The sequence below is a fragment of the Salinicoccus sp. HZC-1 genome (assembly GCF_046736035.1).
GTDB lineage: Bacteria > Bacillota > Bacilli > Staphylococcales > Salinicoccaceae > Salinicoccus.
Genome location: NZ_CP177130.1, coordinates 854,963 through 877,354, shown reverse-complemented (window position 1 = coordinate 877,354; position 22,392 = coordinate 854,963). Strand labels below are relative to the sequence as shown.

Sequence of the window (22,392 nt, the reverse complement as noted above, 5' to 3'; positions counted from 1 at the left end):
GGTTGTTTTATCGTTCTGAATCAGTTCATTCAATAACTTAGGTTCATATTACTCCAGCTGATTACCGTTTAGCAATCATAAATATGTAAAATTTGAGAAAAATAAAAGCCACCTCGCAATTGAGGTGGCTGATCATCATTCGTCCTCAGGTTTACCATACGTCACTGAAGTTTTCACAATGATATCATGAATCGCTTTCTTATCTTTACGCATTATCACCATGAAGCTCGAAATGATTGCTACGAGTCCTAAAGAAGCGCCGTATATGAGTGCGGCGAAGAATTCACGGATAAACATGTCTTTAAAATTCAATTTTTCGCCATCATCCCTGATAATACGGATACCAAACAGACGCTTGCCCATTGTATATCCAAACCACAGCACCGGTACGGCTACATAGTATATAATCATTGTGATAAGTTCACTTGCCTGTACTGCGGAACTTTGTGTATCCAAGCGAAATAGTGAGAGTATGGCGTAAACCACACCAACTACCAATAAATAATCTATGATTCTTGCAGCGAGTCTGACCCAAAATCCGGCCAATTTCTGCATCGTCAGTCACTCTCCTCCAGCTCTGCATCAATTTTCATTCCTATGGACATTCCCCCCGGCAAAATTCATAAGCCAATTCAGGACTGCCATATTTATATTATACAGAATTAACTTTAAAACAACTGCATGGAGAGGTAAATGACGAATGTCACTGTAATGCTGCTCAGCAGCGTTGAATAGAGAACCGTCTGGGCATGGAGTTCCGGCTCCACATCATATTCCAGTGCAAGTGTTGAGGTATTCCTTGAAGTCGGGAATGCACTTGCGATAAACAGTGACTGTGCAATGACGCCGTCCATTCCGAGCATATAAATGATGCCGAGGGCCACTGCCGGGCCCAGAATCAACCTGCCGAGCAATGCCCAACCAATTACCTTATGGAAAGTTCTGATCTGGATGCTTTCCAGCTGCATACCGAGAAGGATCAGAGCGAGGGCAGCGAACCCGCCTGCAAGCTGTTCTATCGGAACAAGGAGCACTGATGGAACCGGCAATCCGAATATTTTAAGCAATGCCGCAAAAATCAGTGCGTAAATGATCGGAAGTTTCAGCAGATCTCTCAGCAGGTCTACAAAGGATTTGGAAGTGGAAATCAGGTTGTATAACCCGTAAGTGTAAGTCAGCAGATTTTGCACGACCAATACGATGATCTGCACGGAAACACCGAGCGGATTCGTACTAAAGACCAGCTGGGCTACCGGCAGACCGTAGTTGCCGGCATTCATCAGAGAAATGCTGTTCTTTAATGCAGTTTCCTCCCCATTTTCCAAATTCAATAATCTTGCGAGCACATTTCCTATGATGATTAAAATAGTGATAAATAACATAAGATACACAACAAGCTGTGCGAGCAGTGACAAATTAATTTCAGCGTTATATATATTCAGAAATACTGCTGCAGGCATAAAACAATATGTTACCAGGTTTGCGATGGGTCTCAGCCTGAACTGAAATTTCTTCTGAAGCAGGGCCCCCACGCCTAACAGGATTAAAATCGGCACAATAACGTCTATAAATACGAGAGTGATATAACTCAACTCACTTCATCTCTTTCCTATATCATAAGTTAACCTTATTATAACAAGTGATGTTGATAAGAAAAACTACACCGCTCATTATCGAGTTTCAAAAAACTTATGGTAAATGATTATAGAGAAGACGAAATAAAATTACCTGTTGATCGACAGTGCCATGCGGCTGAACGTATGTCTTCTGCCTCTGATTGCGATGGAATATGCAAAGATGTTTTCCGGCACAGCGATGCCGTAAAACCCTGCATCTCCGATATGGTGGATGTCTGCACCTGCCATCTTACTGTTAAGCGCAATCTGTCTGATGGTGGCTTCATCCGCCCCTTCCTGGCTCGTACCGATCGTGAGCATTACCAGCGCTCCTTTGGAGTGGACAAACTGCACGAACTTTTCCGTTTTTTTCAAAGTGATGCCGGGCACTGTACCGGGAGCCGGCATAAGGATGACATCCGCACCCGCTTCTATAAAGTTCGATAAATCATTCTCTGTAATGATGTTTCCGCCGGTTTCATTCGTGACCCCTGCCCCGTGCATCTTGCCTGCGATGATCAGGCCCTCCTCACCAAAAACTTCGCGCGCCTTTTTTATCGCTCCCAGTATTTCCGAATTCGTCACCCCTGTTTTCGGGTTTCCTGTCAGACAGATGAAATCAAAACCGAGAGCTCTCGCTTCTTTCAGTGAGCTTTCTGTCGCTCTTCTTCCAGTTTCCAATACATCGAGTGTCTCCAAGTTGTCTGCATTCAGATCCACCGGCTCGAGATTAACGCCCACCGGGCGGCCTGTGAGACGCTTGATCTTTTCGACAACCCGTTTACTGTCTTCCGTTCCCACGCCCTTTATTGCCGGACTGAATACATCGAAGATATTGAGCAATAATAGATCCGCTCCGAATGAAGCCGCAAGCTCTGAATTTGTTACGTTCGGGTAAAGCGGCGGCACGGCCGCCATATTTTCAGACAGCATCACTCGCCCTTCACTCGCTCTGATCGATTGCTTTAGTTCCTGTCCATTCATATTCCTGAAATCCGATGCAGTACAATCAAGTAATCGTTTCATATAGATTCTCCTTTTAGTGTGTAGATTTCTTTTATAACCGGGACTCCGTTATAATTGTATTGAATATCCCCATTATAGAACAAGAGGTGTAATAATGCTTTTGGAAATCATTGCCGCAAATATGGAAGACGTTATTGATATAAACCGGATGGAAATTGACCGTATTGAATTGTGCGGGGAAATGGATCAGGACGGGCTGACTCCTGACAGGAATCTGATCAGGTGTGCCTTACAAGAATCTGAAATCCCAGTCAATGTCATGATCCGCCCGCATGATGATTCATTCACTTATACAATCGATGAGATCAATCAGATGACCGAAGATATTGAATATGTGAAGAATACTGGTGCCAACGGCATCGTCATTGGTGCGATCACTAAGGACAATGTGGTGGATACTGTTGCTCTGGAAAGGCTGATTGAGTCAGCCGGGGATTTGGAAATCACATTTCATAAAGCATTCGATGAAATTGCAGATCAGGCCGATGCTCTAAAGACATTGGGCCGGTATCCGCAGGTTAGGACTGTTCTAACATCGGGCGGTCCCGGTTCAAGTGCCGATAACATCGGACAGTTGAGGATACTGGTACGTTTGGGTAACGAATTAAATCTGACCGTGATGCCGGGGGGCGGCATCAACCTAGAAAATGCTAATAAAGTTTCCGGAACTGCAGGTCCCCATGCCATCCATCTTGGAACCGGTGTGAGAAAAGACGGAACATTTAACAGCAGGATTTCTGAAGATAAAATTGATCAGCTGAGACGGGCAATCGGAAAGAATGAGTCCTGACAGACATCGAAAATACTTTTGGATGTCCGTTAGACTTTCAAAAGACATCGAAGCCAACTTTGAATGACCATTATCACCCAATCTCCGCTTCATTTCATTCGGGAAGTACACTACTTCTTTAACATGCACCTCGCTCAATCGATATATACATTAATTCCCCCAACATCCAAAAAGACATTGTGCTCACTGCACAATGTCTCTTTTTTCATCTGCTGAATGTTTTTCAAACCAGCGTCTGCACTCTTCATTGAATTTTTCCGGCTGCCCTATATTCCAGGCATGCCCGCCACCGGGAATGATTTTCCCTTCTGCATTTGGCATCACTTCCGGAATCGCTTCTACCGATTCCTTGATATTCTCAGACTCATTCCCGCCTGCAGTGATCATCACAGGAACTTCCATCGTCCTATAGCTGCCGTTCAATTTAAATCTTAAAACCTCATCAATGATTGTCTTATACGTCTCCATCGACATTTTATCCAGATTCTCTTTAAATTCCAGCCGTTTCCCTTCCCTCAATCCATAATATTCGATCGCCATCTTATCGACCGATTTTGGATCGTTTTTCATCCTTTTGAACATAAAAGCCTGGACTTTGCCAGTCAGCCAATTGATTGCCGGACGTGTCGTAATACCGCTTATAAATGCACTTTCAAACAAACTTGAGTATTTAAGTATCAGTTCCATTGCGACATGGCCGCCGAGTGACAGCCCGACGACATGCACTTTCTCCCCCGGAAAGTTTTCTTCAATCAACTGGACGATTTTCCTTGCGGTATCGTCCAAAGATATCCATGGTACATCCACACTGTTCCCATGCCCCGGCAGATCGACATTGATACACCGATAGTCTTCAAACGCTTCGATCTGATTCCACCACATCCAGCTGCTTGCGCCGATACCATGGATAAACACGATGACCGGCGCCTCCTGCGTTCCTGTTTCCTCATAATATAATTCCATGTGATTCCCATCCCCTTAATTCCTTACTGCATTGCTAATTTAACTTCCCTTTTACCTAAAACCATTCCAAAAAAAATCAATCTCCGGCTGTGTTTCTTTGATTCTGCCCTTCATTTTCCCTCTTCCACAAAATGATTGCCGTAACACTCATCCAGATCCAGACGAATCCATACAACAGCCGCTGCATCAATCCCGGAGCGAATCCGACGAATAATACAAGCAGACTGAATGCCGACAGGCCCATGCAGATGTATGTGAACTTCGCCAAACCGGGCATTTCCGGCTTGATGGCTCTTGCAATAATAATCATTGCCGGTATGTGCAGAAACATGCTCGGCAGTGAAAAGATCGTATGGACCCAGAAGTTGATATCTGCAGGGTAAATGCCTGAAACGCTGTATCCCAATCCATAAATCACCCACATCGCCGTCGCGGTTCCCGTCTTCTGACCATCACGCCAAAAACGGTGCAGTAAAATGGCTCCGGAAGCAATCAATATACCGGTAATGATAAATGTGACATTCATCAGCCCGCTGAGCGGTGAGCAGATGTGATACGGTGCCAGGGCGTATGCATGCGCCATGCATTCTGTGACTCCAAGATCGCTCATCGCCTGATTGATAGAACTGTATGTAGATGTCGTCCTGGAAGTCACAAGTGCTTCGATTGGAAAATACAGAATGAGCAGAATCCAGCTCAAAAATCCGAATTTTTTTGAACGCTCCCTGTTGCGATACGCTGTGAAGTAAAGCATGATTCCAAGCATAATTACAGTTATTATATAGTATTGAATCATTCGATTCCTCCATAAAAGATTCCCTTCAGGTTTATTATACCCAAAGGGAATCACCGATACTATCAGCAACTATTTATACATCGTATTCGATCTGGTCTTCGATTTTCCCGTCATCATCATGAATGATGGCTTTGGTTTTTGCTTCCTCCGCCTGTTTTTTGGCTTCGTCCACAGCTTCATTTTTGTCATCTGACGTGAAGACCGGTTCATCTTTGCCTTCTTCTTTCACTGCCCATTTTTCCTGATCGCCCGGGACGACATGAAAACGGGCATCTCCTGTGCCTTCTCTGTCCTCAAAATAATTCCCGCGTCCATCCGTGTTTTCATCTGCCATTTCTACCCCTCCTGTTTTAAATTTTTTCTATATGTTGATAGTTTACCTCAAGAAGTGTCAGATTAAACGTAAGCGCCATTGCGTGTCCTCCCGTAATATTTATGAGCCGCAGCATATGTGCGTCCGGCCCATGAAGCCCGTGCGGAAATCGAGATTTACGTTTCTACTTTTCCTCTTTGTCCAGACCGAGCTTCTCTTTCGCCTTTCCGACCGCTTCTTTCATCGCCTGGTCATCCACAGTCGTTTCATCTGTAAACCACTGCTCGCCTTCCGGCAGCTCGAACTGGAAGTTTTCTGCGTAGGGCGCCGGTCTGCCCATGAGATATTCAACGAGCTCCTTACTGATAAATTCTCTGGCTTCCTGAGGTGTTCTTTTGCCTTCAACGACTTCGTGCATCATATTGATGGAGAGGATGTTCGCCCCTTCATTATCACAATGTACACCGACTTCGCCTTTCGTGCGGTCGATGATGAGACTGCCTTCGATTTGGGCAAGGTCACCCATCTTTTCTTCGGGCACCTGGTAGTCGATGATCTGCTCCAGCATATCCACATGCGGTTCCGGGAAATCATGCGGTACCTGGTCCCGGTAGACAACGGTGCGTTTCCACTGTCCGTTATAGAACCAGAGCAGACGGCTCGGCGTCGCTTCATTCGGCGGTCCGTAGAACCCGATGATCGTTTCTGCCGACATTTTGGATGTCTTCGCCCACTCTTTGATGATCGCTTCGACTTTCCGCTCGTCTTCCGTACCGGTCGACCCTTTGTCTCCGCCGTCTTTGGTCATATGCAGTTTCCGGTTCGCTGCCATTGCGGCTGCGGCAAGTTTCAGCCGGGCTTCACCCGGTGCCTGGTTGGCTGCTGTTTTCGGTTTATTTTCAGTCATCTGTAAAGACTCCCTTCAAATCATATTCATTCTGCCCGTTCCCTTATCCCTTCACTTCAAACAACCCGGCGGCCAAATGCCTGACTATGTTTATTCATGTAGGCAAAGGGAATGCATTTATTAGAATATTAATTAACGAGGAGGCATTTGAAATTATGGGTGCAACAAACAATGAACCGCATACAGTAGAAGCATATATTAATGGTGAAGTATATAAATCCGAGGAACACGAGCCCCGTATGAACCCGGCGAAAACGGATGAAACGGCGGGTTACTGGCCGCTTAACTCAGTGGAGGATGCCAAACGTGCGATTGATGCAGCAGATGCGGCATTCGACTCCTGGAGGAAAACGGAAATGAAAGACCGTGTGGAACGGATGAAGAAAGGGATACAGAAGATCAAGGATAACCAGCATGATCTCGCGGCCCTTCTCTCCCGCGAGCACGGCAAGCCACTCTATGATGCGGAAGGTGAATTGACCGTTTCCATCATGTTCATGGAATATGCGGCCGACAATGCCGAACGGGTATACAAAGAGGAAATCAATGAGGATGAACGCGGTAAAAACGTGCTGCGCCACGAACCGATCGGTGTGGTATCCGCAATCAGCCCATGGAACTATCCGCTCGCGCTCTCCACTGAAAAAATCGCACCGGCCCTGCTTGCCGGCAATACGATGGTGCTGAAGCCGAGTCCGATGGCGCCGCTGACGGTGACTGAAGTGACACACTTGATTGCCGAGGAATTCCCGGCAGGTGTCCTGAATATCGTCCATGGGGATGCAGATGTCGGCATTGAACTGACATCCAACGATAAAGTGCGCAAAATCGCCTTTACCGGCGGTACGAATACAGGGAAGCACATCATGAAAGCCGCTGCAGAGACCATCAAGAACGTTACACTCGAACTCGGCGGCAACGATCCGGCCATTTTCCTCGATGACTTCGATGTCAACGATGAAGCGGCGATGCGCCGTGTCGTCATCTCCAACTTCCTGACCGGCGGACAGATCTGCATGATTGCCAAACGCATGTATGTCCACGAATCCATCTATGATCAGTTCGTTGAGAAATATATCGAAGCGGCGAATAAATGGCTGAGAATCGGAGATCCGACGAAAGAAGAAACGACCGTCGGCCCGGTGAATAATAAAAACCAGCTTGAATTCGTCCAGGATCTGCTTGATGACTCCGAGAAACAGGGGTATGAAGTCAAGCAGCTCGGTAAAGTGGATGACGAAGAATTCTTTGAAAAAGGCTACTTCATGTATCCTACCATTGTGCTTGGTGCCGACTATGATTCCCGCGTTGTTGCCGAAGAACAGTTCGGCCCGACGGTGCCAATCCTTAAATTCAAAGACGACGCGCATGCCATCGAGCTTGCGAATGACAGTGAACTCGGTCTGACAAGTTCGGTCTGGGGTGAGGAAGAGCATGCCATCGAAGTTTCCAGACACATTGAAGCGGGTGTTACGATGGTCAATACAGCGGCCATCCAGGGACTCGATATCCGCTATCCATTCGGCGGTGTCAAACAATCCGGCATCGGACGCGAATATGGTGAAGAAGGCATGCTGGAATATGTGGACTCCCATGCCATCAATATACCGAAAACAAAAGACCTCCCGCATATCCCGCAGTAAATTTTAAAGTGAAACACCCCGGCACATCTGATGTGCCGGGGTGTTTCCATGTCTGGATGGATTTTAATCGTTGATTTCTATTTTGCAGGGTGATGCTGGATAACCACTTCATACGTCTGAAGCTCGGCACCAAGAATCGGACTGTTTTCCGGTTTCTTGTTGTCGCCTCCCTTTTCAGCGGCATGTGCCTTCTTAGTCGCTCTGCTTTCTCTCCAGGCTTCAAAATTGGCGCGCTCTTCCCACGTCGTACAGATTTGAAGTTCATCATACTCTTCCGTATTTTCTGTTCTCAATACTTCCATGAGGACGAAACCATCAAATGTATGAACCGCTTTAGGTTCCTGGAATTTCTCAATCACTTCATCCACTTTTCCTTTTTCGATTTTCAGCACGTTGACTGCTTTTATCATTGTCATGTAATCCGCTCCTTCTTTTTTTGTATATCATCATCATAGCACTAAAAATATATACATAGACTTTCAGGTGAATATCGTCACAAAGTTTTCAAATGCTTAACCTTTTAATTTGAATGCATCCGCCAACAGTTCGTAAGAGCGGTGTCTTGATTCTTTTTCCGTCAGCATATTCAAAATCATGATTTCATCCACCTGTGCATCTTCGGCCAGCGTTTCAAGCTGTTTTTTCACTTTTTCAACGCTGCCGATGACAAAGCGTCCTCTATTCTCCTGTAAAACCCCTTTTTCCTGTGCTGTATATTCGTAATCCGCCGCTTCTTCCAGTGTCGGAGTCGGATCCCGGAACTGTCCCGTATTCCACCTCACCCACTGCAGCTGTGCAGGACCTGAGAGATATTCCGCTTCTTCATCGGTTTCGGCTGCAATCACGATTATCGCAAGCGTACTGTCCGGTTCTTTCCTGAACTTGGAAGGGATGAAATTTTCCCGGTATGCTCTCAGCATCGGAACCGCAAGATGCGGCGCGATATGTGCGGCGAATACAAATCCGAGGCCGTGATGTGCCGCAAACTGCATGCCGCCGTTGCTTGAACCGAGCATATAGATCTCGGGCACCAGGCTTTTATCCGGAGATGCTGTAATATTTCTGAATGGATGCTCATCGGAAAAATCACGCGCGAAATAAGATAACAGCTCATCCAATTGTTCAGGGAAATCATTACCCGTTACAGCTTCCCTCGACCGCCTTAGTGCCAGAGCAGTCAGCCCGTCCGTACCGGGTGCCCGGCCGATTCCGAGATCAATCCGCCCGGGATGCAGGCCTTCAAGCAGTGAAAAGTTTTCCGCCACTTTAAGCGGGCTGTGGTTCGGAAGCATGATACCCCCGGAACCCACACGGATATTTTCAGTGATTGCCGCTGCATGGGCACTGAGCAGATCCGGGGACGTGCTCATCTGGAATTTCGTATTATGATGTTCAGCAAACCAATATCTCGTATACCCCAGTCTATCCGCCAGCTGCACGAGTGCCGTAGAATTCTGCAGAGTTTCCTGTGGAGACTCATCATTGAACATCGTCGCCAGATCCAATATAGATAATTTCAATCCATCATTCGTCATTTTATCCGCCCTTTAATCGTATGTAGTCTAATAGTAACAACCGGTCAGCACAGATACAAAAGATTGAGAAAAAGCGGGTGGGTGCCGAAGTCAGCATATATGAAGGTTTCCTTCATTTAAAAAGCAAAAAAACAGAACAGTCCGAGACTGCTCTGCCAATATATTCTTAATCTATTTAACGATGCCCAGTAAAAAGCCGTCATAGCCTTTGACGCCGACCGTCTGCACGGCGGTCGCTTCTATCCGGTCATCTTCAGACAATATGTCGATGAACTCCCTGAGGTAAGGAATCTGCTTCTCTTCTGTGTCTCCATCAATGATCCGGCCGTTCCGAACGACGTTATCCGCGACAATCACTGCACCGGACTTTGAAAACTCGAGCGCCCATTTCAAATATTCGGGATAGTTCTCTTTGTTGGCATCGATAAAGATGAAGTCGAAATGTCTGTACCCTTTCTCCATCAATGACGGCAGTGTATCCAGTGCCGTGCCCTGCACAACGTGCACGACATCGCCGTATCCTGCAGCGTTGATGTTTTCCTCGGCCACCCGGGCATGCTTTTCATCCGCTTCAAGCGTCGCCATCTGGCCGCCTTCCGGCAATGCGCGGGCCAGCCATACCGTACTGTATCCGCCATGCGTGCCGATTTCCAGAATCGTGTTGGCATTTCTCATTTTTGCCATCAGATACAGCATCTTGCCATGGGTCGATGCCACTTCGATCGCGGGCAGTTCCTCTGTGTCATTCTTTTCTTTTATGGCCTCTGTCGTTTCATCCGATATATGAAGCTTTTCGTCAAAGTATGCATCTACGGCTTTCCATGTTTCCTTATCATTCATGTGAATCGCCTCCGTAATCAATGTTTCCCCCATTACAGAGACATCAAACTATGGGTTTCTTCCATTCACATCTTATCGTCAGCATGCCTGCATCATATTCCGCACGGATTGTGCCTTCCATCTTCTCCATCAGACTTTTGGCGATCGACAACCCCAGCCCCGTGCTTTTATCCGTTCTCGATTGATCTGCAATGTAGAACCGGTCGAAGAACAGATTCAAATCCATATTTTCATCCAGACCTTCAGCACTGTTTCGAACAAATATCTGGATATCGTCTTCCGTCTCCCGCAGGCCGGTGATGATGGTTCCATCACTGTAGCGGATGGCATTGGAGATCAGATTCTCCAATACCCGCGTCACGGCGGACGGATCGGCATGAATAAAGACCCCGTCATCCGGCACGATGATTTCCGGCTCGATTCCCTTATCTTCAAAACTGTTGTAGAAGCCGAGCAGCAGTTCGGAAAAGTGCGTTTTCAAATCGAACATCTCAGTATTCAGATGATAGTCATCCGACTCAATCTTGCTGAGCTCGAAGAAATCATTGACCAGCTGTTCCAGGCGTTTCGTGCGGGCGGCGGCAATCTCCAAGTATTCCATGCGCTCTGCATCACTGATGTTTTTCGACTCAGCCATTTGTATATACCCTTTGATCGAAGTTAATGGCGTCCGCAAATCATGGGAAATATTCGCAACCGCCTGCTTTAATTCATTTTCGGAGCGGAGTTTTTCCCGGCGGGCTTTGACGTAATGGTCGATCAGCCGGTTCACTTCACTCCCCAGATTCTCGATATCCTTATCCGCCAGGCTGACATCGACTTTCTTTTCAGTGCGGAACGCATTATACGCATTCAGCTGCCGGTTGATCTTCCCCAGTTCCCGCTTATATGTAAACAGGCGGATGAACAGATAGACCGCTACAATCGTCATGATAATTAAAATGTAGAGCATTCCATTCAATCCGCCTTCCTTTATTTGATTTCTTTTCTGTTGAACGCGAAAATACCGACAAGCAGCATCACTATGATCGTCAGAAGACCTACAATGACGGCTTCCACTATGCCGCCTGCAGACATCTCAGGTGCAAGTACCAGATTAAACTGCTGGAATACGGAATGATCATAAAGAAAATCTACGAATGCCGGCATCGGCATTTTCTCAATTGTAAACAATATAATTGTGAAGAGCACAGAGAGAATAATGGTTTTTCCGCTGTCTTCTGTCAAAATTGCCAACAGCGTGATGAAAGCGGCATATCCCGCAAACTGCAGTATGAACAGTAGATAAGCCCTCACAAGATATGTGACAGTTTCACCATTGAATATATCCCCATTTCCCATCACCAGGTTCAGCATGACACCAACCAGTAATGGAAGCAATACCGCAATAATGACTGCACCTAAAGTATAGACAATGTATTTGGCCAGGTAAATCAGACTTCTGTTCTTGCCGCTGATGATCTGGTTTTTTATCACGCCGCTGTTTCCAAACTCGGTTGATATGAAGAAAGCAGCGAGTGTTCCTGTCATCAGGTTGAAATACAACGGGATGACAAACATTGAAAGTGCATTGAAGTCACTTAACCCTGCCGCATCGAATGGTGTATTCTGCATCATCCACCAGTCGGTAATGACCAGGTAGTGCAGCAGGGCGCTGAGCCCCACTGAAAATAAAAGAATCGTCCAGAACGACTTGTTGTGACGCAGCTTGAACAGTTCCGCTCTCATAAGATTATTCATGGTGACCACCTCCCACAAGTTTGGAGAAGTAGCTTTCCAGGCTGTCCCCGGTCCGTGCAAAGTGTTCAATGATGAGGCCGCTGTCCGTCAGTGCTCTGGATACGGTTCTTACATCATCGAGATGCTGGTAGAGATGGATTGTGCCGTCCGGCATGACTTCAAAATCAGCCGTGCCAAGCGTTTTTTCCAGTACAGTGGCCCCTTTAGCCGCATCATCGACTTTAATTTTCAGGTGCTGCCTGCATTTCTCATCCAGTTCTTTTAACGACAGTTCTTCGATCAATCTGCCTTCATGGATGATGCCGTATGTCGTGGCGAGCTGGTAGAGTTCACTTAAAATATGGCTGGAAATGAGGACCGTCAGTCCTTTTTCCCGGTTCAGCTTCTTGATCAGTTCCCTCAATTCAACAATTCCAATCGGATCCAGGCCATTCGTCGGCTCATCCAGAATCAGAAACTCCGGATTACTGAGCAGTGCCACAGCCAGTCCCAGCCGCTGTTTCATCCCAAGGGAAAAATTCTTCACTTTCTTCTTGCCGGTCTCCGTCAGCTCGACCAGCTTCAACGTCTCTTCTATGCAGTCCTTGCCGGGAATCCCCTTCTGCAGCCTGTGCACTTCCAGGTTCTCTTTCGCTGTCATATCAGGAAAGAGTGCCGGATTTTCAATGATGGCGCCCATCCGTTTCTGCGCATCATTCAGTCCCTCTTTGGCGTCCGTTCCAAAAATCTCCATTGTTCCACCTGTCGGAAATGCAAGTCCCGTCACCAGTCTGAGCATTGTGGATTTCCCGGCACCATTCTGCCCGATGAATCCGTAAATGTCCCCTTTCCTTACAGAAAGGTCGACATGATCCACGGCATTGTGTCCTTTATACTGCTTTGTCAGCTGATTTGTTCTCAATATATATTCACTCATCATTTGTCCTCCTGATTTATCGATGACTCAAGTATAGGAGGCGAATCATAAGAAGGCCTTAAGCGAATTCTTAAGAAAACATTAAGATTTCATCCGGTATCCCATCCCCCACACTGTATCGATGTACGTTTCATCCGGATCGGCCTCGGACAGTTTGGTGCGCAGATTGCTCATATGGACATTGACTGTGTTGTCGTCACCGTGAAACGGTTCATTCCAGACACTTTCAAAAATATTCGCCTTGGAAAACACTTTGCCGGGCTGTGACATCAGCAGAACTAAAATCGTATATTCGCGGGCGGTCAGCGTTAATTTCCGCCCTCTCACCTCGACCGTCCTAAAATCGGTATTCACAGTGATATCTTTATGTGTAATCACTTTAGAATCGCGCGCAGTGATCCTCTGGTACCGTCTTAACACAGATTCGATCCGGGCGGCCACTTCCTCCACATCAAACGGCTTCGTAATAAAGTCATCCGCACCGCTGCGCAGACTGTCAATTTTCGTCTGCCGCCCGTCTTTTGCTGAAATGATGATGACAGGCGTTGCACTGCTTTCCGCCACTTTCTCCAGTATTTCCTCACCGGTCAGCCCCGGCAGCATCAAGTCAAGCAGAATCAGATCCCAGTCCCGCTGTTCTATATACAGCACGGCTTCCGTCCCGGAATAGGCGGACTGGGGCGCATGATTGCTCTGCCTGATGATGTCACAGAGCAGCCGGTTGATATCATTGTCATCTTCAACAATCAGAATATTTTTCGTCATATTTTCCACCTTTTTCAGAAACTCATCTTATTCAAAGCATAAAGAAATGCCCCATGACATTCAACAGGAATATCATGGGGCATTAATCAATTCTTAAATGATCAGCATATCGTTTTCGTCGAATTCCCAGTCCGTGCCGTAGGCCACTTCCCAATGGTAGCCGTCGGGATCGGTGAAATAACCGCCGTAGCCGCCCCATCCGGTCGGTGCAGCAGTGCTTGTCACTTCTCCGCCCAGCTCAATGACATCATTCAATACGTGATCCACTTCCGCTTCGGACTTTGCATTGTAGGCCAGAGTGATGCCGTTGAACCCTGTGTTTTGAAACGCGGCCTCACTGCCCGTTTCAGCAGCCAGCCGATCCATTGGAAAAAGTGCCAGCTTCGAGCCGTCCGTTTTGAAAAATACGATATCGGGTGCTTCTTCCTCCCCGACGATTGATGCTTCAAACCCGAGATTTCTGTAAAACGCGAGAGACGCTGAAATGTCACGGACCCCCAGTGTAATGATGTTTACTCTGTTCATACTATTTTCCCCTTTGTTTTCGATTTCGCATCATCAGAGTGATTTTACACTATTAATATACCATATTATTCGAAATGTCTGATCTTATAATCCATTTCCTCTTTTTCGGTCAACGGGCCGGTCGCCCGTCCAACGGTGCCATTCCGTGCGTTCCAGATGAAGTTATGTACTTCCACGGCATTGGAAAAATCATCATTCTGCCAGTTTTCCAGCACCTTTATGTAGAAGTCCCGATATTCATAATCAGATTCTTGCGCTGTACTGTGCATGTTTTCAAGCCGTTCATCCGTAATTTCCAGATGCCTCCACTTTTTTGACGCCTCCACCTTCTGGTGGGTCATATGATGCAGATTGTTTGAAAACTGAAGCTCACTCGGCAGTCCTTCAACAGTCACTTCATCGGAAACTTCAAAGTCCTCTTCCGATTCTGTAATGACTTTTATCGACCCTTCGCTCTCAGTCTCTCCGTCCGCAGCATCTTCCTCCGCGGCCGTCTCCCCGGATTCATACTGCTCTTCAATATAGCTGATGAAAATAAAACCCGCGGCCGATAAGAATAAAACCACCGCCAAAACCCATAATCCGCCTGTAACTACCTTGCCCATTTTAAAACCCTTTCTGTTCATGATGTCGTTTCATTGAGTGAAATCTTACATATAATTCCATAAAATGATTTAATTTCATCGTATCATGGTGAAATCACATATTAAAGGTGGTTTTAAAAAATAAGCAGGTTATTTTGCGACTTTTCACCGGCATCCAATATTTCTTTAATCCCATCTGTTTTAGCATCCGCATAGTGCTGCACATGTTTCCATCTTTTCGATGCCAGTTCTTTCTTCACAGATGCGTATTTTTCCCGTTCTGCCCCATTGTTTCTCAAACGATTCCCTGAATCGAAGCATGCGATCCACCGCTTCGGTATTTTTGCTGAAGGCATGCGGATACACTGCTTTTCAGTGAAACTCCCATTCAATTAGTATAATTTATTTCTTTAATGTGTAATTTTACTTTAAATTATATTCATGTTAATATGAACCTGTAATAGAATTTTGCCAATAGCGAACTCAAAAACATGGAGGGATTTGGAATGCGTAAACTACCACGCATTTTGTCTTCAGGTGCACTGGCAGTCGGCGTGATACTCGGCGGAACGGCAGTAGCGGATCCATTGGCAAATAACGAAGTACAGGCGCAGGATATGGAAATGGAGCAGGCGCAGGAACCCTGGTATGACTACTCCGGGTATACCGGCCTTGAAAACAGTCAGGGCGGCTTCTTCCTGGAACAGGCATTCATAGACGCAGTAGCGTATCAGAATTTCACGATTAACGGATACACGATCGACGGCAGTACAGAAGCGAAGGAAGAACATGGAGAAAACCACTTTATGATTGAAGTATACGATCAGCAGATTCTCCAGGGTGCCGACGGCACCAATTTTGCTGTGAGCTTCCCGGTCCAAAAAGGTGAAGTGAGTACAGCAGAATTGTTCGAAGTATACGGCGAAACGGAAAATACGGCACCTTCAGATCCGGATGAAACCGCATATTACTACTATCAGATCGAAGACCAGAACCTTCAGTTCATCACACATGACGGTTGGGTGACTGAAGTCCGCTACGGCGGCGACTTGATGAGCCACTCATAATTGATCGCTTCAGCAGGCTGCCCCTCCCCGGGCAGCCTGTTTTTTTATTCATCAACAATCCATATGCTGTCTGCTCTTCCTGTAACATTCAATTATGAATTTTAAATTATTATTGGTGCTGTCACCGTCTGTTATTCCTCTTCCTTTTCGAACATCTCTTTCAAGTAGTCCTCCGACTGTCCTTTCGGAATGCTGAGTACCTGCCAGTCCTCCCCTTTTATCTGTTTCCCCGCATAGATCATTTGTCCCACGTGTGCGGAGTAATGGGACATTTGACCTTCTATGGCTTCCATGACCGTATATTCCTTGCCATGGATTTTAATCGGTTTCAATACGTCATCACCGGATAAACCATTCAGTGTGCGGAATAAACGCGCCCAGCCGTCGTGCCATGCCTCGAGAATCTCCTTCCGTGTATTCAGATCATCTTCAAATTCGGAATCGCGCTGTCTGTCTGCCTTCTCCCCATCCGTCGTGAAAATATCCGTCCATCTTGATATCATGTTCCCCCGCATATGTTTGACGATCGTTGCGATACTGTTCGTCGCATCATTAAACGTCCAATGCAGTCCATCTTCATCCAGCTGCCCGATTGTCTTATCCCCAAGCTCTTTGACACTTTTAAGCCTCTCGATGACCACCTTCAAATACTGATCATTTACGTTCATAAAATCCCCCTCACTATTTTTGGTATAATCCGATGATACTATGTAAGCGTTTTATATGCGAAGGAAGACGGTTCATAGAAGTCTGATTCAGCCGGCAAACTCTGAATGGATTTTGGTACTTAAAAATGAATCTATCATGAAAAAATTGTCAAAATTGTGTAAATTATATTGATTAAGAATGCTTTTAATGGAATAATAATATACACTACACAATATGATAGAGGAGACCGTCCTTTGGATAAATTAAATTTCAAAATGAGGAAAAACAACTTTGTAATTGCTGCTCTGGCACTTTCGCTCTTTGTCCCCCAGTACGGTGCACTCGCAACGACTGAAGTACCGGCCGAAGAGGATACAACGCAGGAGACCACAACCGGGTATGACGGCACAAATGAAAATGCATCGACAGAGGAAGGTTCCTTTAATGAAGGTGTGCCTGAAGCCGCTTCTACAGAAGAACTTCCCTATAATGAAGAAGCATCGAATGAAGTACCGTCTAATGAAGATTATTATAATAATGAAGCGGAATATACGGAGGAATCCGTCGAAACCCCGGCCGGTGAAGACAACACAGCTGGCACGGAAGTTTATTCCCCATACATAAACGGCGTTTCCGTCTCGGGACACTCTTTTGAACCGGGGGACCTCGTGACGGTGACGGTTGAGGGGACGAGCAATGCTGTGCCGTCGGCCGTGACCGCTACATTCCAGAAGACATCCAGCTCCGGAAATACGACGATAGATATTTCGAGTTTCAATGTCAGCGCGCTCGGCAACGGCAATTTCAGTGCAGTGGCCACCTATCAGCTGCCCGCCAATATGACGGACACTTCCTATACGCTGACCGGCGTCACTCTGGCCGACCAGGCGGGCAACAATACTACGATTTCCAATGAGAACCTGAATCTTAGTGCCAGCTTCGAAGTGATCAGCCCGGTCCCTGAAGACACTGTGCCTCCAAACCTCGTCACAATGTATACTGAAAGGGAAGTATATGCACCCGGTGAAACGGTGACAGTGACGGTGGAAGCTGAGGACGAAAGTGAAATCAGCCAGATGTCGGGGGCTTTCATAAATACGAATGGCTCTGCGGATGCTTCATACCGGCTGGAGAACATTTATATCACTCAAAACCCGGTGGGCAACTATGTCGGGGTCGGCACATTCGCCATCGGTGAAGATGCCGAAAATGCCACGTACCATCTGGATTTTGTCGGCATGTCCGATATCCACGGTAATGAAAGTTACTTCAACCAGTATGATTTCGGCGTTTCCTTCGATATTATGAATGACGCTGCGACAGAGACGGACCCGCCTGAACTTGTGGACATTTCAGCGGATAAGGAATCGTATCAGGCCGGAGAGACGGTGAATGTCGAAGTCACAGCAACTGATGAGAATGATGTCATCGGGGTCACGGCCGATTTCGCAGTCGAAGGTGAAGAAGATGGAAAGGTCTACTCCACCGACCTGGACTCCATTGAACAGGACGGGGAAGGGAATTTTGTCGCTTCGGCAAAAATCCAGCTGCCTGAGAAGCTCGCCGGTAAAAAAGTGCTGCTGCAGAACATTACACTTGTGGATGTCTATGAAAATATAGGCGAATATAATGCCGAAGCGGACAGCCTCGATCTTGCTTTCGAGGTGACGGAAGCGGATGATTCCAAGAATGTACCGGGAGACGGCGTTGCAGCCCCGGGTAAATCCGGCGAAGGCAATGATGCGGGAAGCGAAGAAGAATCAACGGATGAAATCGCGGCTGCCGACGGGACGAAAGGCGGCTTCCTGCCGGATACAGGCCTCTTCTCCGAAAAGGTGCTTCTGCCGGTTGTCATTCTGCTCATCTTCGGATGCACTGTTCTTTTTGCGATATTGCCGCTCAGAAAAAAATGATATAACGTAAAAGAGCATCTGATCCGTTTGAAGATCAGATGCTCTTTCATTGTCTTACTGTTCGATTAGCTGTATGAGATTTCCGCAAGTATCATCAAATATGGCGATGGTCACTTCGCCGGCTTTTGTCGGCTCCATTGAAAACTTAACCCCTTTTTGGGTAAGTGTCCGGTATTCCTTTTGAATATCACCCACACCAAACATCGTTGCCGGCACCCCTTCGGCATAAATCTTTTCCTGATACTCTCTGGCAGCCGGATGGTTATTCGGTTCCAGCAGCAGCTCGGTCCCTTCCTGGTTCTCAGGGGATACAAGCGCAATCCACCGGTATTCCCCCACAGGTTCGTCATGCTTTTTAACAAAACCCAATACATTGGTATAGAACTCCACTGCTTTTTGCTGGTCTTCCACGAATAGGCTGGTCACAGTAATGTGCATTTGAAAATTCCCCTTTGTTTTTGAAACTTAAATCTTCTCACAATAAAACTGCTGATTCCATTATACTTCATTACTTGCGGGGATAGTTATCTCAGTAATGAAATTCCTGTTTACAAGTCTGGTTAACTTTGAATGGATGCTTAATATTTATGTAATGATTGCAGATATCATCATATTCACCATTGCTGTGCCGCTTGTAAATGTATTCGTATCGGAAAGGATTTTCAAAAAATACCGTAAAGAGTTTGACGATTAATGAAGATATAAAAACCCACAAAGCATTGTTTTTTCACGTGCTTGTGGGTTAAATATCATTCCTTGATATAGAAATATCCGAACTTATCCATCAATAACCATTGATCCTCAACGTTCATCAAGGTGAATAGATTATCATAATCGTTATGATTCTCATATTCTGTATGCTTTTCAATCTCTCCGGTTACCATTAATTGATTCGTATTTTCTTTATTTATATAGTTTTTAACAGCTACCTCTATTTCAATTTCTTCACTTTCGCGAATCGTTTCAATTTCTGTAATGGATGATTCCGATATATCGATGTGTTTATTTATTTTCCGTCCATCTATAACTGACCGCCATTCTCCCAAATAGTCTTCGAAATTAACTTCGTCAGTTTTAAATTCATTATTAAATGTTTCTTTATCATATAAATTTCTATCTGCAGTAATATCTTCCGTATGTCCTAGAACTGTGCCAATTGGTTCAAGCCACCCATAAGTGTCATTCCAATTATACGCTGAACTCTGTTCAATAGTAGCCGCTCGATTATAGTAAACAGTTTCAGCTGCAACGATCTCAAATGTTTCATCATCATTAATCTTTGCTGCATGTATTGGGCTAACATATGGCACTTGGCCATTTATAGCATTTTCCACATACGTATTAAAATCCCCACTATCATCAGTGATACCGATAGAACTGATTTCCTCTTCAGTGATATCAGTATCTTCGATATAAGAGTAGGATTCAGAAAAGCCTGTGATTATATTATTAACATTTACCGTAAGATTGGCATCTGTCAGTGTATTTTCATAATAACTTCCGATTACTGGCATTTGCGTGAATTGCCCCAGATCAGAGTTGAAACTATAAATGATTCTCCCTAAGGACTGATAACCTCCAAGAATGGTTGCAGTAGCAGCAAAATTATTTCCTGTCACAATATCAAGATAGCCATCTTCATCCAAATCGACTACAGTTAAAATGATTTGTGGATGTTCTTCATTTAAATAATTGTATAGGTACTCTGCATACTTAGGATTACCATTATGATCCGAAATAATTATCATATATTGTTTGTAATCCGTCCCACTGTCTAACTCATAACCAATTTCGATCATCTCTTCATTTCCATCGCCGTCGAGATCAAAAGATTGTCTGTAGTCTTCAGATCCATTGTCTTCGACATTAAAATCATATGGAGCAGATTCAAATTTTTTTGCTAAATTGTTTGGTTCCAATTCGCTGATTTTGTCGGAACCACTGCCTTCAAATTCACTATATGTAATAAGTTCCGCTGAACCTTCTACTGTTCCCAGGTTATCTTCAGACGTTTCCTCCTCTGCTGTTCCTTTTTCTATTGTACTATCATTGGCATCGGCATCATCTCCCACCGAAGATGATTCGGTGGTTCTTCCTTCTGCAGTGCTATCTCTGTCAGTGTTGTTCGAGCCGGCACCCACTTCCACAACTGCATCATTTTCAGGCTCACTGCATGCACTGAGCAAAAGGGATACACTTATAAATAAAACAAAATATCTCTTCATTTTCTCCTCCTATTTCCCCCAGTATTTTATAAAATCCTCATACATATGTATGAGGATTAATTCATAACGTTAAAGATCTACAAAACTCAAAATCTTAAACGATAAGTCATCAGGATTATATTGAAGGTTATATCCTGTTTTAAATTCTGTTACTTCTTCTAAATCATCATTGATTCTTTCGGTATACACTTCAATGTAGACATCTTCATCATCGCGCTCGAACTTCACCATATCCACACTCCAAATTTCTAAATTAGGGAAATTATCATTGGCAAAGTTACTTTTAAGAGTTTCATATGGATCTGATCCTTCGATGAGGTATTCTTCAATAAAAACTATATCTCTCGCTTCGTATGCCTCTTCTAAATCATAGAAATAATCTTTTATGAATTGCTCAGCATTAGATTCCATGTTTTCCTCAAAAGCTTCACGGTCTTCTTCTGCCATTTGAGATTCGGCAACTTCGTCTGAATGGCCCATCATCGCCTCTTCATCAAACTCAAGGGTTGCGGTATGCTTTCTTTCATTGAGGGTGTCATCATTAGTTACATTTACTGTCACTGGATTCATTTCAAAACTTTTACCTTCGTAATTAAGAGTTCCGGTTATCTCGTAATCTTCACCATACTTGTATGGTCCCAGTTTATTTTCATCATCATTATCAACTGTAACTTCCTGTTCTTTTCCATTCACACTTATTGAAAAATCTTCCGGCTCGAGATCATACCATCCCCATAAAACAGGGATATCGAAATTCACATAATACATATTTACATCTGCATCAGCATGAATGGTGTCATACTCAGAATATTGCCCGAAGTTTGCTGAAACTGTTGATTCATATTCTTTGTCCCCCACACTCATTGCACCTTCGAACTGATATTTCCCTGGAATCAGTTCCGCGAATTTACTATCAGACGTAGACCATTCATTTTCATTACCGTTGTATTCATATTTAAATGTATCACCTGTGATTTCCTCATCAATCATGACGTTATGCTTAGGAATAATTAAATCATAATTCTCGAACATCCCCAGGGATTTTCCATTTTGCTTTACTTCCAACAGCATGAACGCACCATCATGGATTGTACTGCCAGGATTCCCTTCATTAATGGCATTGATTGAAGATTGGACCCATGAGGTAAATTGACTGAACCCCACCTCTGTATCTATATATGAAATATAAGCTTCCGCTTCTTCAGGTGATATATCATTATCAATTGCTTTTTGGACTTCCTCTGCATTTTCAGCAGAGACAGCATCCGCCAAGTCATTCAGACTTCCTTCAGGTGAATATTTATTGTCCAGCACTTGGTATACTATGAATAGTGCGATAGCAGCTACTGCAATGATTCCACCAACGATAAGCATTAATCTTTTTTTCTTGGGATCCATCGGTTCTTTATCATCAGTCATTCCTCTTTGTTTATATGTAGCAGTTGCTGCAGCACTTTTTGTTTTATTCCCATTTACTTCTTCTGATTCATGCGAATCTACTTTTTCACCGCAATTCGTACAAACTTTCGCGTTTGGTCTTAATTCATGACCACAAGATTTACAATACTTCATGTTTATCA

Annotated in this window: 26 protein-coding genes; 5 read left to right on the top strand and 21 right to left on the bottom strand. The window is 45.1% G+C overall.

Annotated elements, in window-relative coordinates; genetic code table 11:
- Positions 1 to 135 precede the first annotated feature (135 nt).
- The 3 genes from ACKRAT_RS04375 to ACKRAT_RS04365 form a co-directional block, all read right to left on the bottom strand.
- The gene (locus ACKRAT_RS04375) at positions 136 to 555 is read right to left on the bottom strand and encodes an RDD family protein (RefSeq protein ID WP_411843881.1); all 420 of its coding nucleotides are present in this window, start codon (positions 553 to 555) and stop codon (positions 136 to 138) included.
- 113 nt (positions 556 to 668) lie between these two features.
- Positions 669 to 1,592, bottom strand: a complete 924-nt coding sequence (locus ACKRAT_RS04370; RefSeq protein ID WP_411843880.1) for an AEC family transporter — start codon at positions 1,590 to 1,592, stop codon at positions 669 to 671.
- A 132-nt stretch (positions 1,593 to 1,724) separates the two neighbouring features.
- A complete protein-coding gene (locus ACKRAT_RS04365) occupies positions 1,725 to 2,642 on the bottom strand; it encodes a haloacid dehalogenase-like hydrolase (RefSeq protein WP_411843879.1) in 918 nt (305 codons plus the stop codon).
- Positions 2,643 to 2,736: 94 nt separating this feature from the next.
- On the opposite strand from ACKRAT_RS04365, the gene ACKRAT_RS04360 reads away from it, so the two are divergent.
- Complete coding sequence (locus tag ACKRAT_RS04360; RefSeq protein ID WP_411843878.1) at positions 2,737 to 3,432, top strand: copper homeostasis protein CutC; 696 nt, start codon at positions 2,737 to 2,739, stop codon at positions 3,430 to 3,432.
- Positions 3,433 to 3,615: 183 nt separating this feature from the next.
- On the opposite strand, the gene ACKRAT_RS04355 is transcribed toward ACKRAT_RS04360, so the two are convergent.
- From ACKRAT_RS04355 to ACKRAT_RS04340, 4 genes are all read right to left on the bottom strand, one after another.
- Positions 3,616 to 4,395 carry an alpha/beta fold hydrolase gene (locus tag ACKRAT_RS04355; protein WP_411843877.1) on the bottom strand — a complete coding sequence of 260 codons (780 nt, stop codon included), beginning with the start codon at positions 4,393 to 4,395 and terminating at the stop codon, positions 3,616 to 3,618.
- A 76-nt stretch (positions 4,396 to 4,471) separates the two neighbouring features.
- On the bottom strand, positions 4,472 to 5,191 hold the full coding sequence (locus ACKRAT_RS04350; protein WP_411843876.1) for a DUF998 domain-containing protein: 720 nt from the start codon (positions 5,189 to 5,191) through the stop codon (positions 4,472 to 4,474).
- Positions 5,192 to 5,264: 73 nt separating this feature from the next.
- Positions 5,265 to 5,525, bottom strand: a complete 261-nt coding sequence (locus tag ACKRAT_RS04345) for a DUF2188 domain-containing protein (RefSeq protein WP_411843875.1) — start codon at positions 5,523 to 5,525, stop codon at positions 5,265 to 5,267.
- Between the two features lie 163 nt (positions 5,526 to 5,688).
- A complete protein-coding gene (locus ACKRAT_RS04340; RefSeq protein ID WP_411843874.1) occupies positions 5,689 to 6,411 on the bottom strand; it encodes a hypothetical protein in 723 nt (240 codons plus the stop codon).
- A gap of 155 nt (positions 6,412 to 6,566) precedes the next feature.
- Here ACKRAT_RS04340 and ACKRAT_RS04335 point away from each other — a divergent pair, with 155 nt between their 5' ends.
- A complete protein-coding gene (locus ACKRAT_RS04335; protein WP_411843873.1) occupies positions 6,567 to 8,054 on the top strand; it encodes an aldehyde dehydrogenase family protein in 1,488 nt (495 codons plus the stop codon).
- Between the two features lie 77 nt (positions 8,055 to 8,131).
- Here ACKRAT_RS04335 and ACKRAT_RS04330 read toward each other — a convergent pair whose 3' ends face one another.
- The 10 genes from ACKRAT_RS04330 to ACKRAT_RS04285 all read right to left on the bottom strand — a co-directional run bounded on the left by ACKRAT_RS04330 (position 8,132) and on the right by ACKRAT_RS04285 (position 15,315).
- Positions 8,132 to 8,470, bottom strand: coding sequence for an antibiotic biosynthesis monooxygenase (locus tag ACKRAT_RS04330; protein ID WP_411843872.1), 339 nt, complete (start codon positions 8,468 to 8,470; stop codon positions 8,132 to 8,134).
- A gap of 96 nt (positions 8,471 to 8,566) precedes the next feature.
- Positions 8,567 to 9,589 carry an LLM class flavin-dependent oxidoreductase gene (locus tag ACKRAT_RS04325; RefSeq protein WP_411843871.1) on the bottom strand — a complete coding sequence of 341 codons (1,023 nt, stop codon included), beginning with the start codon at positions 9,587 to 9,589 and terminating at the stop codon, positions 8,567 to 8,569.
- A gap of 171 nt (positions 9,590 to 9,760) precedes the next feature.
- A complete protein-coding gene (locus ACKRAT_RS04320; protein WP_411843870.1) occupies positions 9,761 to 10,429 on the bottom strand; it encodes an O-methyltransferase in 669 nt (222 codons plus the stop codon).
- Between the two features lie 43 nt (positions 10,430 to 10,472).
- On the bottom strand, positions 10,473 to 11,381 hold the full coding sequence (locus ACKRAT_RS04315; protein WP_411843869.1) for a sensor histidine kinase: 909 nt from the start codon (positions 11,379 to 11,381) through the stop codon (positions 10,473 to 10,475).
- A 20-nt stretch (positions 11,382 to 11,401) separates the two neighbouring features.
- Positions 11,402 to 12,169 (bottom strand): ABC transporter permease, encoded by a 768-nt coding sequence (locus ACKRAT_RS04310; RefSeq protein WP_411843868.1) that lies wholly within the window; start codon positions 12,167 to 12,169, stop codon positions 11,402 to 11,404.
- Positions 12,162 to 13,085, bottom strand: a complete 924-nt coding sequence (locus ACKRAT_RS04305; RefSeq protein ID WP_411843867.1) for an ABC transporter ATP-binding protein — start codon at positions 13,083 to 13,085, stop codon at positions 12,162 to 12,164. The genes ACKRAT_RS04310 and ACKRAT_RS04305 overlap by 8 nt, the downstream gene beginning before the upstream one ends.
- Positions 13,086 to 13,166: 81 nt before the next feature.
- Positions 13,167 to 13,850: a response regulator transcription factor gene (locus ACKRAT_RS04300; RefSeq protein ID WP_411843866.1), complete on the bottom strand. Its 684-nt coding sequence runs from the start codon at positions 13,848 to 13,850 to the stop codon at positions 13,167 to 13,169.
- A 93-nt stretch (positions 13,851 to 13,943) separates the two neighbouring features.
- Positions 13,944 to 14,375, bottom strand: coding sequence for a VOC family protein (locus ACKRAT_RS04295; protein WP_411843865.1), 432 nt, complete (start codon positions 14,373 to 14,375; stop codon positions 13,944 to 13,946).
- A gap of 65 nt (positions 14,376 to 14,440) precedes the next feature.
- Positions 14,441 to 14,980, bottom strand: a complete 540-nt coding sequence (locus ACKRAT_RS04290; RefSeq protein WP_411843864.1) for a DUF6241 domain-containing protein — start codon at positions 14,978 to 14,980, stop codon at positions 14,441 to 14,443.
- 113 nt (positions 14,981 to 15,093) lie between these two features.
- Positions 15,094 to 15,315: a GrpB family protein gene (locus ACKRAT_RS04285; protein WP_411843863.1), complete on the bottom strand. Its 222-nt coding sequence runs from the start codon at positions 15,313 to 15,315 to the stop codon at positions 15,094 to 15,096.
- 150 nt (positions 15,316 to 15,465) lie between these two features.
- On the opposite strand from ACKRAT_RS04285, the gene isaB reads away from it, so the two are divergent.
- Positions 15,466 to 16,026: an immunodominant staphylococcal antigen IsaB family protein gene (isaB, locus tag ACKRAT_RS04280; RefSeq protein WP_411843862.1), complete on the top strand. Its 561-nt coding sequence runs from the start codon at positions 15,466 to 15,468 to the stop codon at positions 16,024 to 16,026.
- A 131-nt stretch (positions 16,027 to 16,157) separates the two neighbouring features.
- Here isaB and ACKRAT_RS04275 read toward each other — a convergent pair whose 3' ends face one another.
- On the bottom strand, positions 16,158 to 16,694 hold the full coding sequence (locus ACKRAT_RS04275; RefSeq protein ID WP_411843861.1) for a DUF1572 family protein: 537 nt from the start codon (positions 16,692 to 16,694) through the stop codon (positions 16,158 to 16,160).
- A gap of 234 nt (positions 16,695 to 16,928) precedes the next feature.
- On the opposite strand from ACKRAT_RS04275, the gene ACKRAT_RS04270 reads away from it, so the two are divergent.
- Positions 16,929 to 18,587, top strand: a complete 1,659-nt coding sequence (locus tag ACKRAT_RS04270; protein ID WP_411843860.1) for a hypothetical protein — start codon at positions 16,929 to 16,931, stop codon at positions 18,585 to 18,587.
- Positions 18,588 to 18,641: 54 nt separating this feature from the next.
- On the opposite strand, the gene ACKRAT_RS04265 is transcribed toward ACKRAT_RS04270, so the two are convergent.
- Complete coding sequence (locus ACKRAT_RS04265) at positions 18,642 to 19,025, bottom strand: VOC family protein (RefSeq protein ID WP_411843859.1); 384 nt, start codon at positions 19,023 to 19,025, stop codon at positions 18,642 to 18,644.
- A gap of 97 nt (positions 19,026 to 19,122) precedes the next feature.
- Between ACKRAT_RS04265 and ACKRAT_RS04260 the strand changes: the two genes are divergently transcribed.
- On the top strand, positions 19,123 to 19,281 hold the full coding sequence (locus ACKRAT_RS04260) for a hypothetical protein (protein WP_411843858.1): 159 nt from the start codon (positions 19,123 to 19,125) through the stop codon (positions 19,279 to 19,281).
- 55 nt (positions 19,282 to 19,336) lie between these two features.
- Here the strand turns inward: ACKRAT_RS04260 and ACKRAT_RS04255 are convergent, their stop codons facing one another.
- Positions 19,337 to 20,812 carry a hypothetical protein gene (locus tag ACKRAT_RS04255; protein WP_411843857.1) on the bottom strand — a complete coding sequence of 492 codons (1,476 nt, stop codon included), beginning with the start codon at positions 20,810 to 20,812 and terminating at the stop codon, positions 19,337 to 19,339.
- A 69-nt stretch (positions 20,813 to 20,881) separates the two neighbouring features.
- Complete coding sequence (locus ACKRAT_RS04250; RefSeq protein WP_411843856.1) at positions 20,882 to 22,384, bottom strand: TcaA second domain-containing protein; 1,503 nt, start codon at positions 22,382 to 22,384, stop codon at positions 20,882 to 20,884.
- Between the last annotated feature and the right edge of the window lie 8 nt (positions 22,385 to 22,392).

Excerpts from the sequence above, each read along its gene's own strand:
- ACKRAT_RS04340 (WP_411843874.1), bottom strand. The coding sequence starts at position 6,411 with ATGACTGAAAATAAACCGAAAACAGCAGCCAACCAGGCACCGGGTGAA.
- ACKRAT_RS04275 (WP_411843861.1), bottom strand. The coding sequence starts at position 16,694 with ATGAACGTAAATGATCAGTATTTGAAGGTGGTCATCGAGAGGCTTAAA.
- ACKRAT_RS04265 (WP_411843859.1), bottom strand. The coding sequence starts at position 19,025 with ATGCACATTACTGTGACCAGCCTATTCGTGGAAGACCAGCAAAAAGCA.
- ACKRAT_RS04355 (WP_411843877.1), bottom strand. The coding sequence starts at position 4,395 with ATGGAATTATATTATGAGGAAACAGGAACGCAGGAGGCGCCGGTCATC.
- ACKRAT_RS04335 (WP_411843873.1), top strand. The coding sequence starts at position 6,567 with ATGGGTGCAACAAACAATGAACCGCATACAGTAGAAGCATATATTAAT.
- ACKRAT_RS04315 (WP_411843869.1), bottom strand. The coding sequence starts at position 11,381 with ATGCTCTACATTTTAATTATCATGACGATTGTAGCGGTCTATCTGTTC.
- ACKRAT_RS04350 (WP_411843876.1), bottom strand. The coding sequence starts at position 5,191 with ATGATTCAATACTATATAATAACTGTAATTATGCTTGGAATCATGCTT.
- ACKRAT_RS04250 (WP_411843856.1), bottom strand. The coding sequence starts at position 22,384 with ATGAAGTATTGTAAATCTTGTGGTCATGAATTAAGACCAAACGCGAAA.
- ACKRAT_RS04325 (WP_411843871.1), bottom strand. The coding sequence starts at position 9,589 with ATGACGAATGATGGATTGAAATTATCTATATTGGATCTGGCGACGATG.
- ACKRAT_RS04285 (WP_411843863.1), bottom strand. The coding sequence starts at position 15,315 with ATGCCTTCAGCAAAAATACCGAAGCGGTGGATCGCATGCTTCGATTCA.
- ACKRAT_RS04295 (WP_411843865.1), bottom strand. The coding sequence starts at position 14,375 with ATGAACAGAGTAAACATCATTACACTGGGGGTCCGTGACATTTCAGCG.
- ACKRAT_RS04345 (WP_411843875.1), bottom strand. The coding sequence starts at position 5,525 with ATGGCAGATGAAAACACGGATGGACGCGGGAATTATTTTGAGGACAGA.
- ACKRAT_RS04260 (WP_411843858.1), top strand. The coding sequence starts at position 19,123 with ATGAAATTCCTGTTTACAAGTCTGGTTAACTTTGAATGGATGCTTAAT.
- ACKRAT_RS04320 (WP_411843870.1), bottom strand. The coding sequence starts at position 10,429 with ATGAATGATAAGGAAACATGGAAAGCCGTAGATGCATACTTTGACGAA.
- ACKRAT_RS04310 (WP_411843868.1), bottom strand. The coding sequence starts at position 12,169 with ATGAATAATCTTATGAGAGCGGAACTGTTCAAGCTGCGTCACAACAAG.
- ACKRAT_RS04305 (WP_411843867.1), bottom strand. The coding sequence starts at position 13,085 with ATGAGTGAATATATATTGAGAACAAATCAGCTGACAAAGCAGTATAAA.
- ACKRAT_RS04300 (WP_411843866.1), bottom strand. The coding sequence starts at position 13,850 with ATGACGAAAAATATTCTGATTGTTGAAGATGACAATGATATCAACCGG.
- ACKRAT_RS04365 (WP_411843879.1), bottom strand. The coding sequence starts at position 2,642 with ATGAAACGATTACTTGATTGTACTGCATCGGATTTCAGGAATATGAAT.
- ACKRAT_RS04375 (WP_411843881.1), bottom strand. The coding sequence starts at position 555 with ATGCAGAAATTGGCCGGATTTTGGGTCAGACTCGCTGCAAGAATCATA.
- ACKRAT_RS04360 (WP_411843878.1), top strand. The coding sequence starts at position 2,737 with ATGCTTTTGGAAATCATTGCCGCAAATATGGAAGACGTTATTGATATA.
- ACKRAT_RS04255 (WP_411843857.1), bottom strand. The coding sequence starts at position 20,812 with ATGAAGAGATATTTTGTTTTATTTATAAGTGTATCCCTTTTGCTCAGT.
- isaB (WP_411843862.1), top strand. The coding sequence starts at position 15,466 with ATGCGTAAACTACCACGCATTTTGTCTTCAGGTGCACTGGCAGTCGGC.
- ACKRAT_RS04290 (WP_411843864.1), bottom strand. The coding sequence starts at position 14,980 with ATGGGCAAGGTAGTTACAGGCGGATTATGGGTTTTGGCGGTGGTTTTA.
- ACKRAT_RS04330 (WP_411843872.1), bottom strand. The coding sequence starts at position 8,470 with ATGACAATGATAAAAGCAGTCAACGTGCTGAAAATCGAAAAAGGAAAA.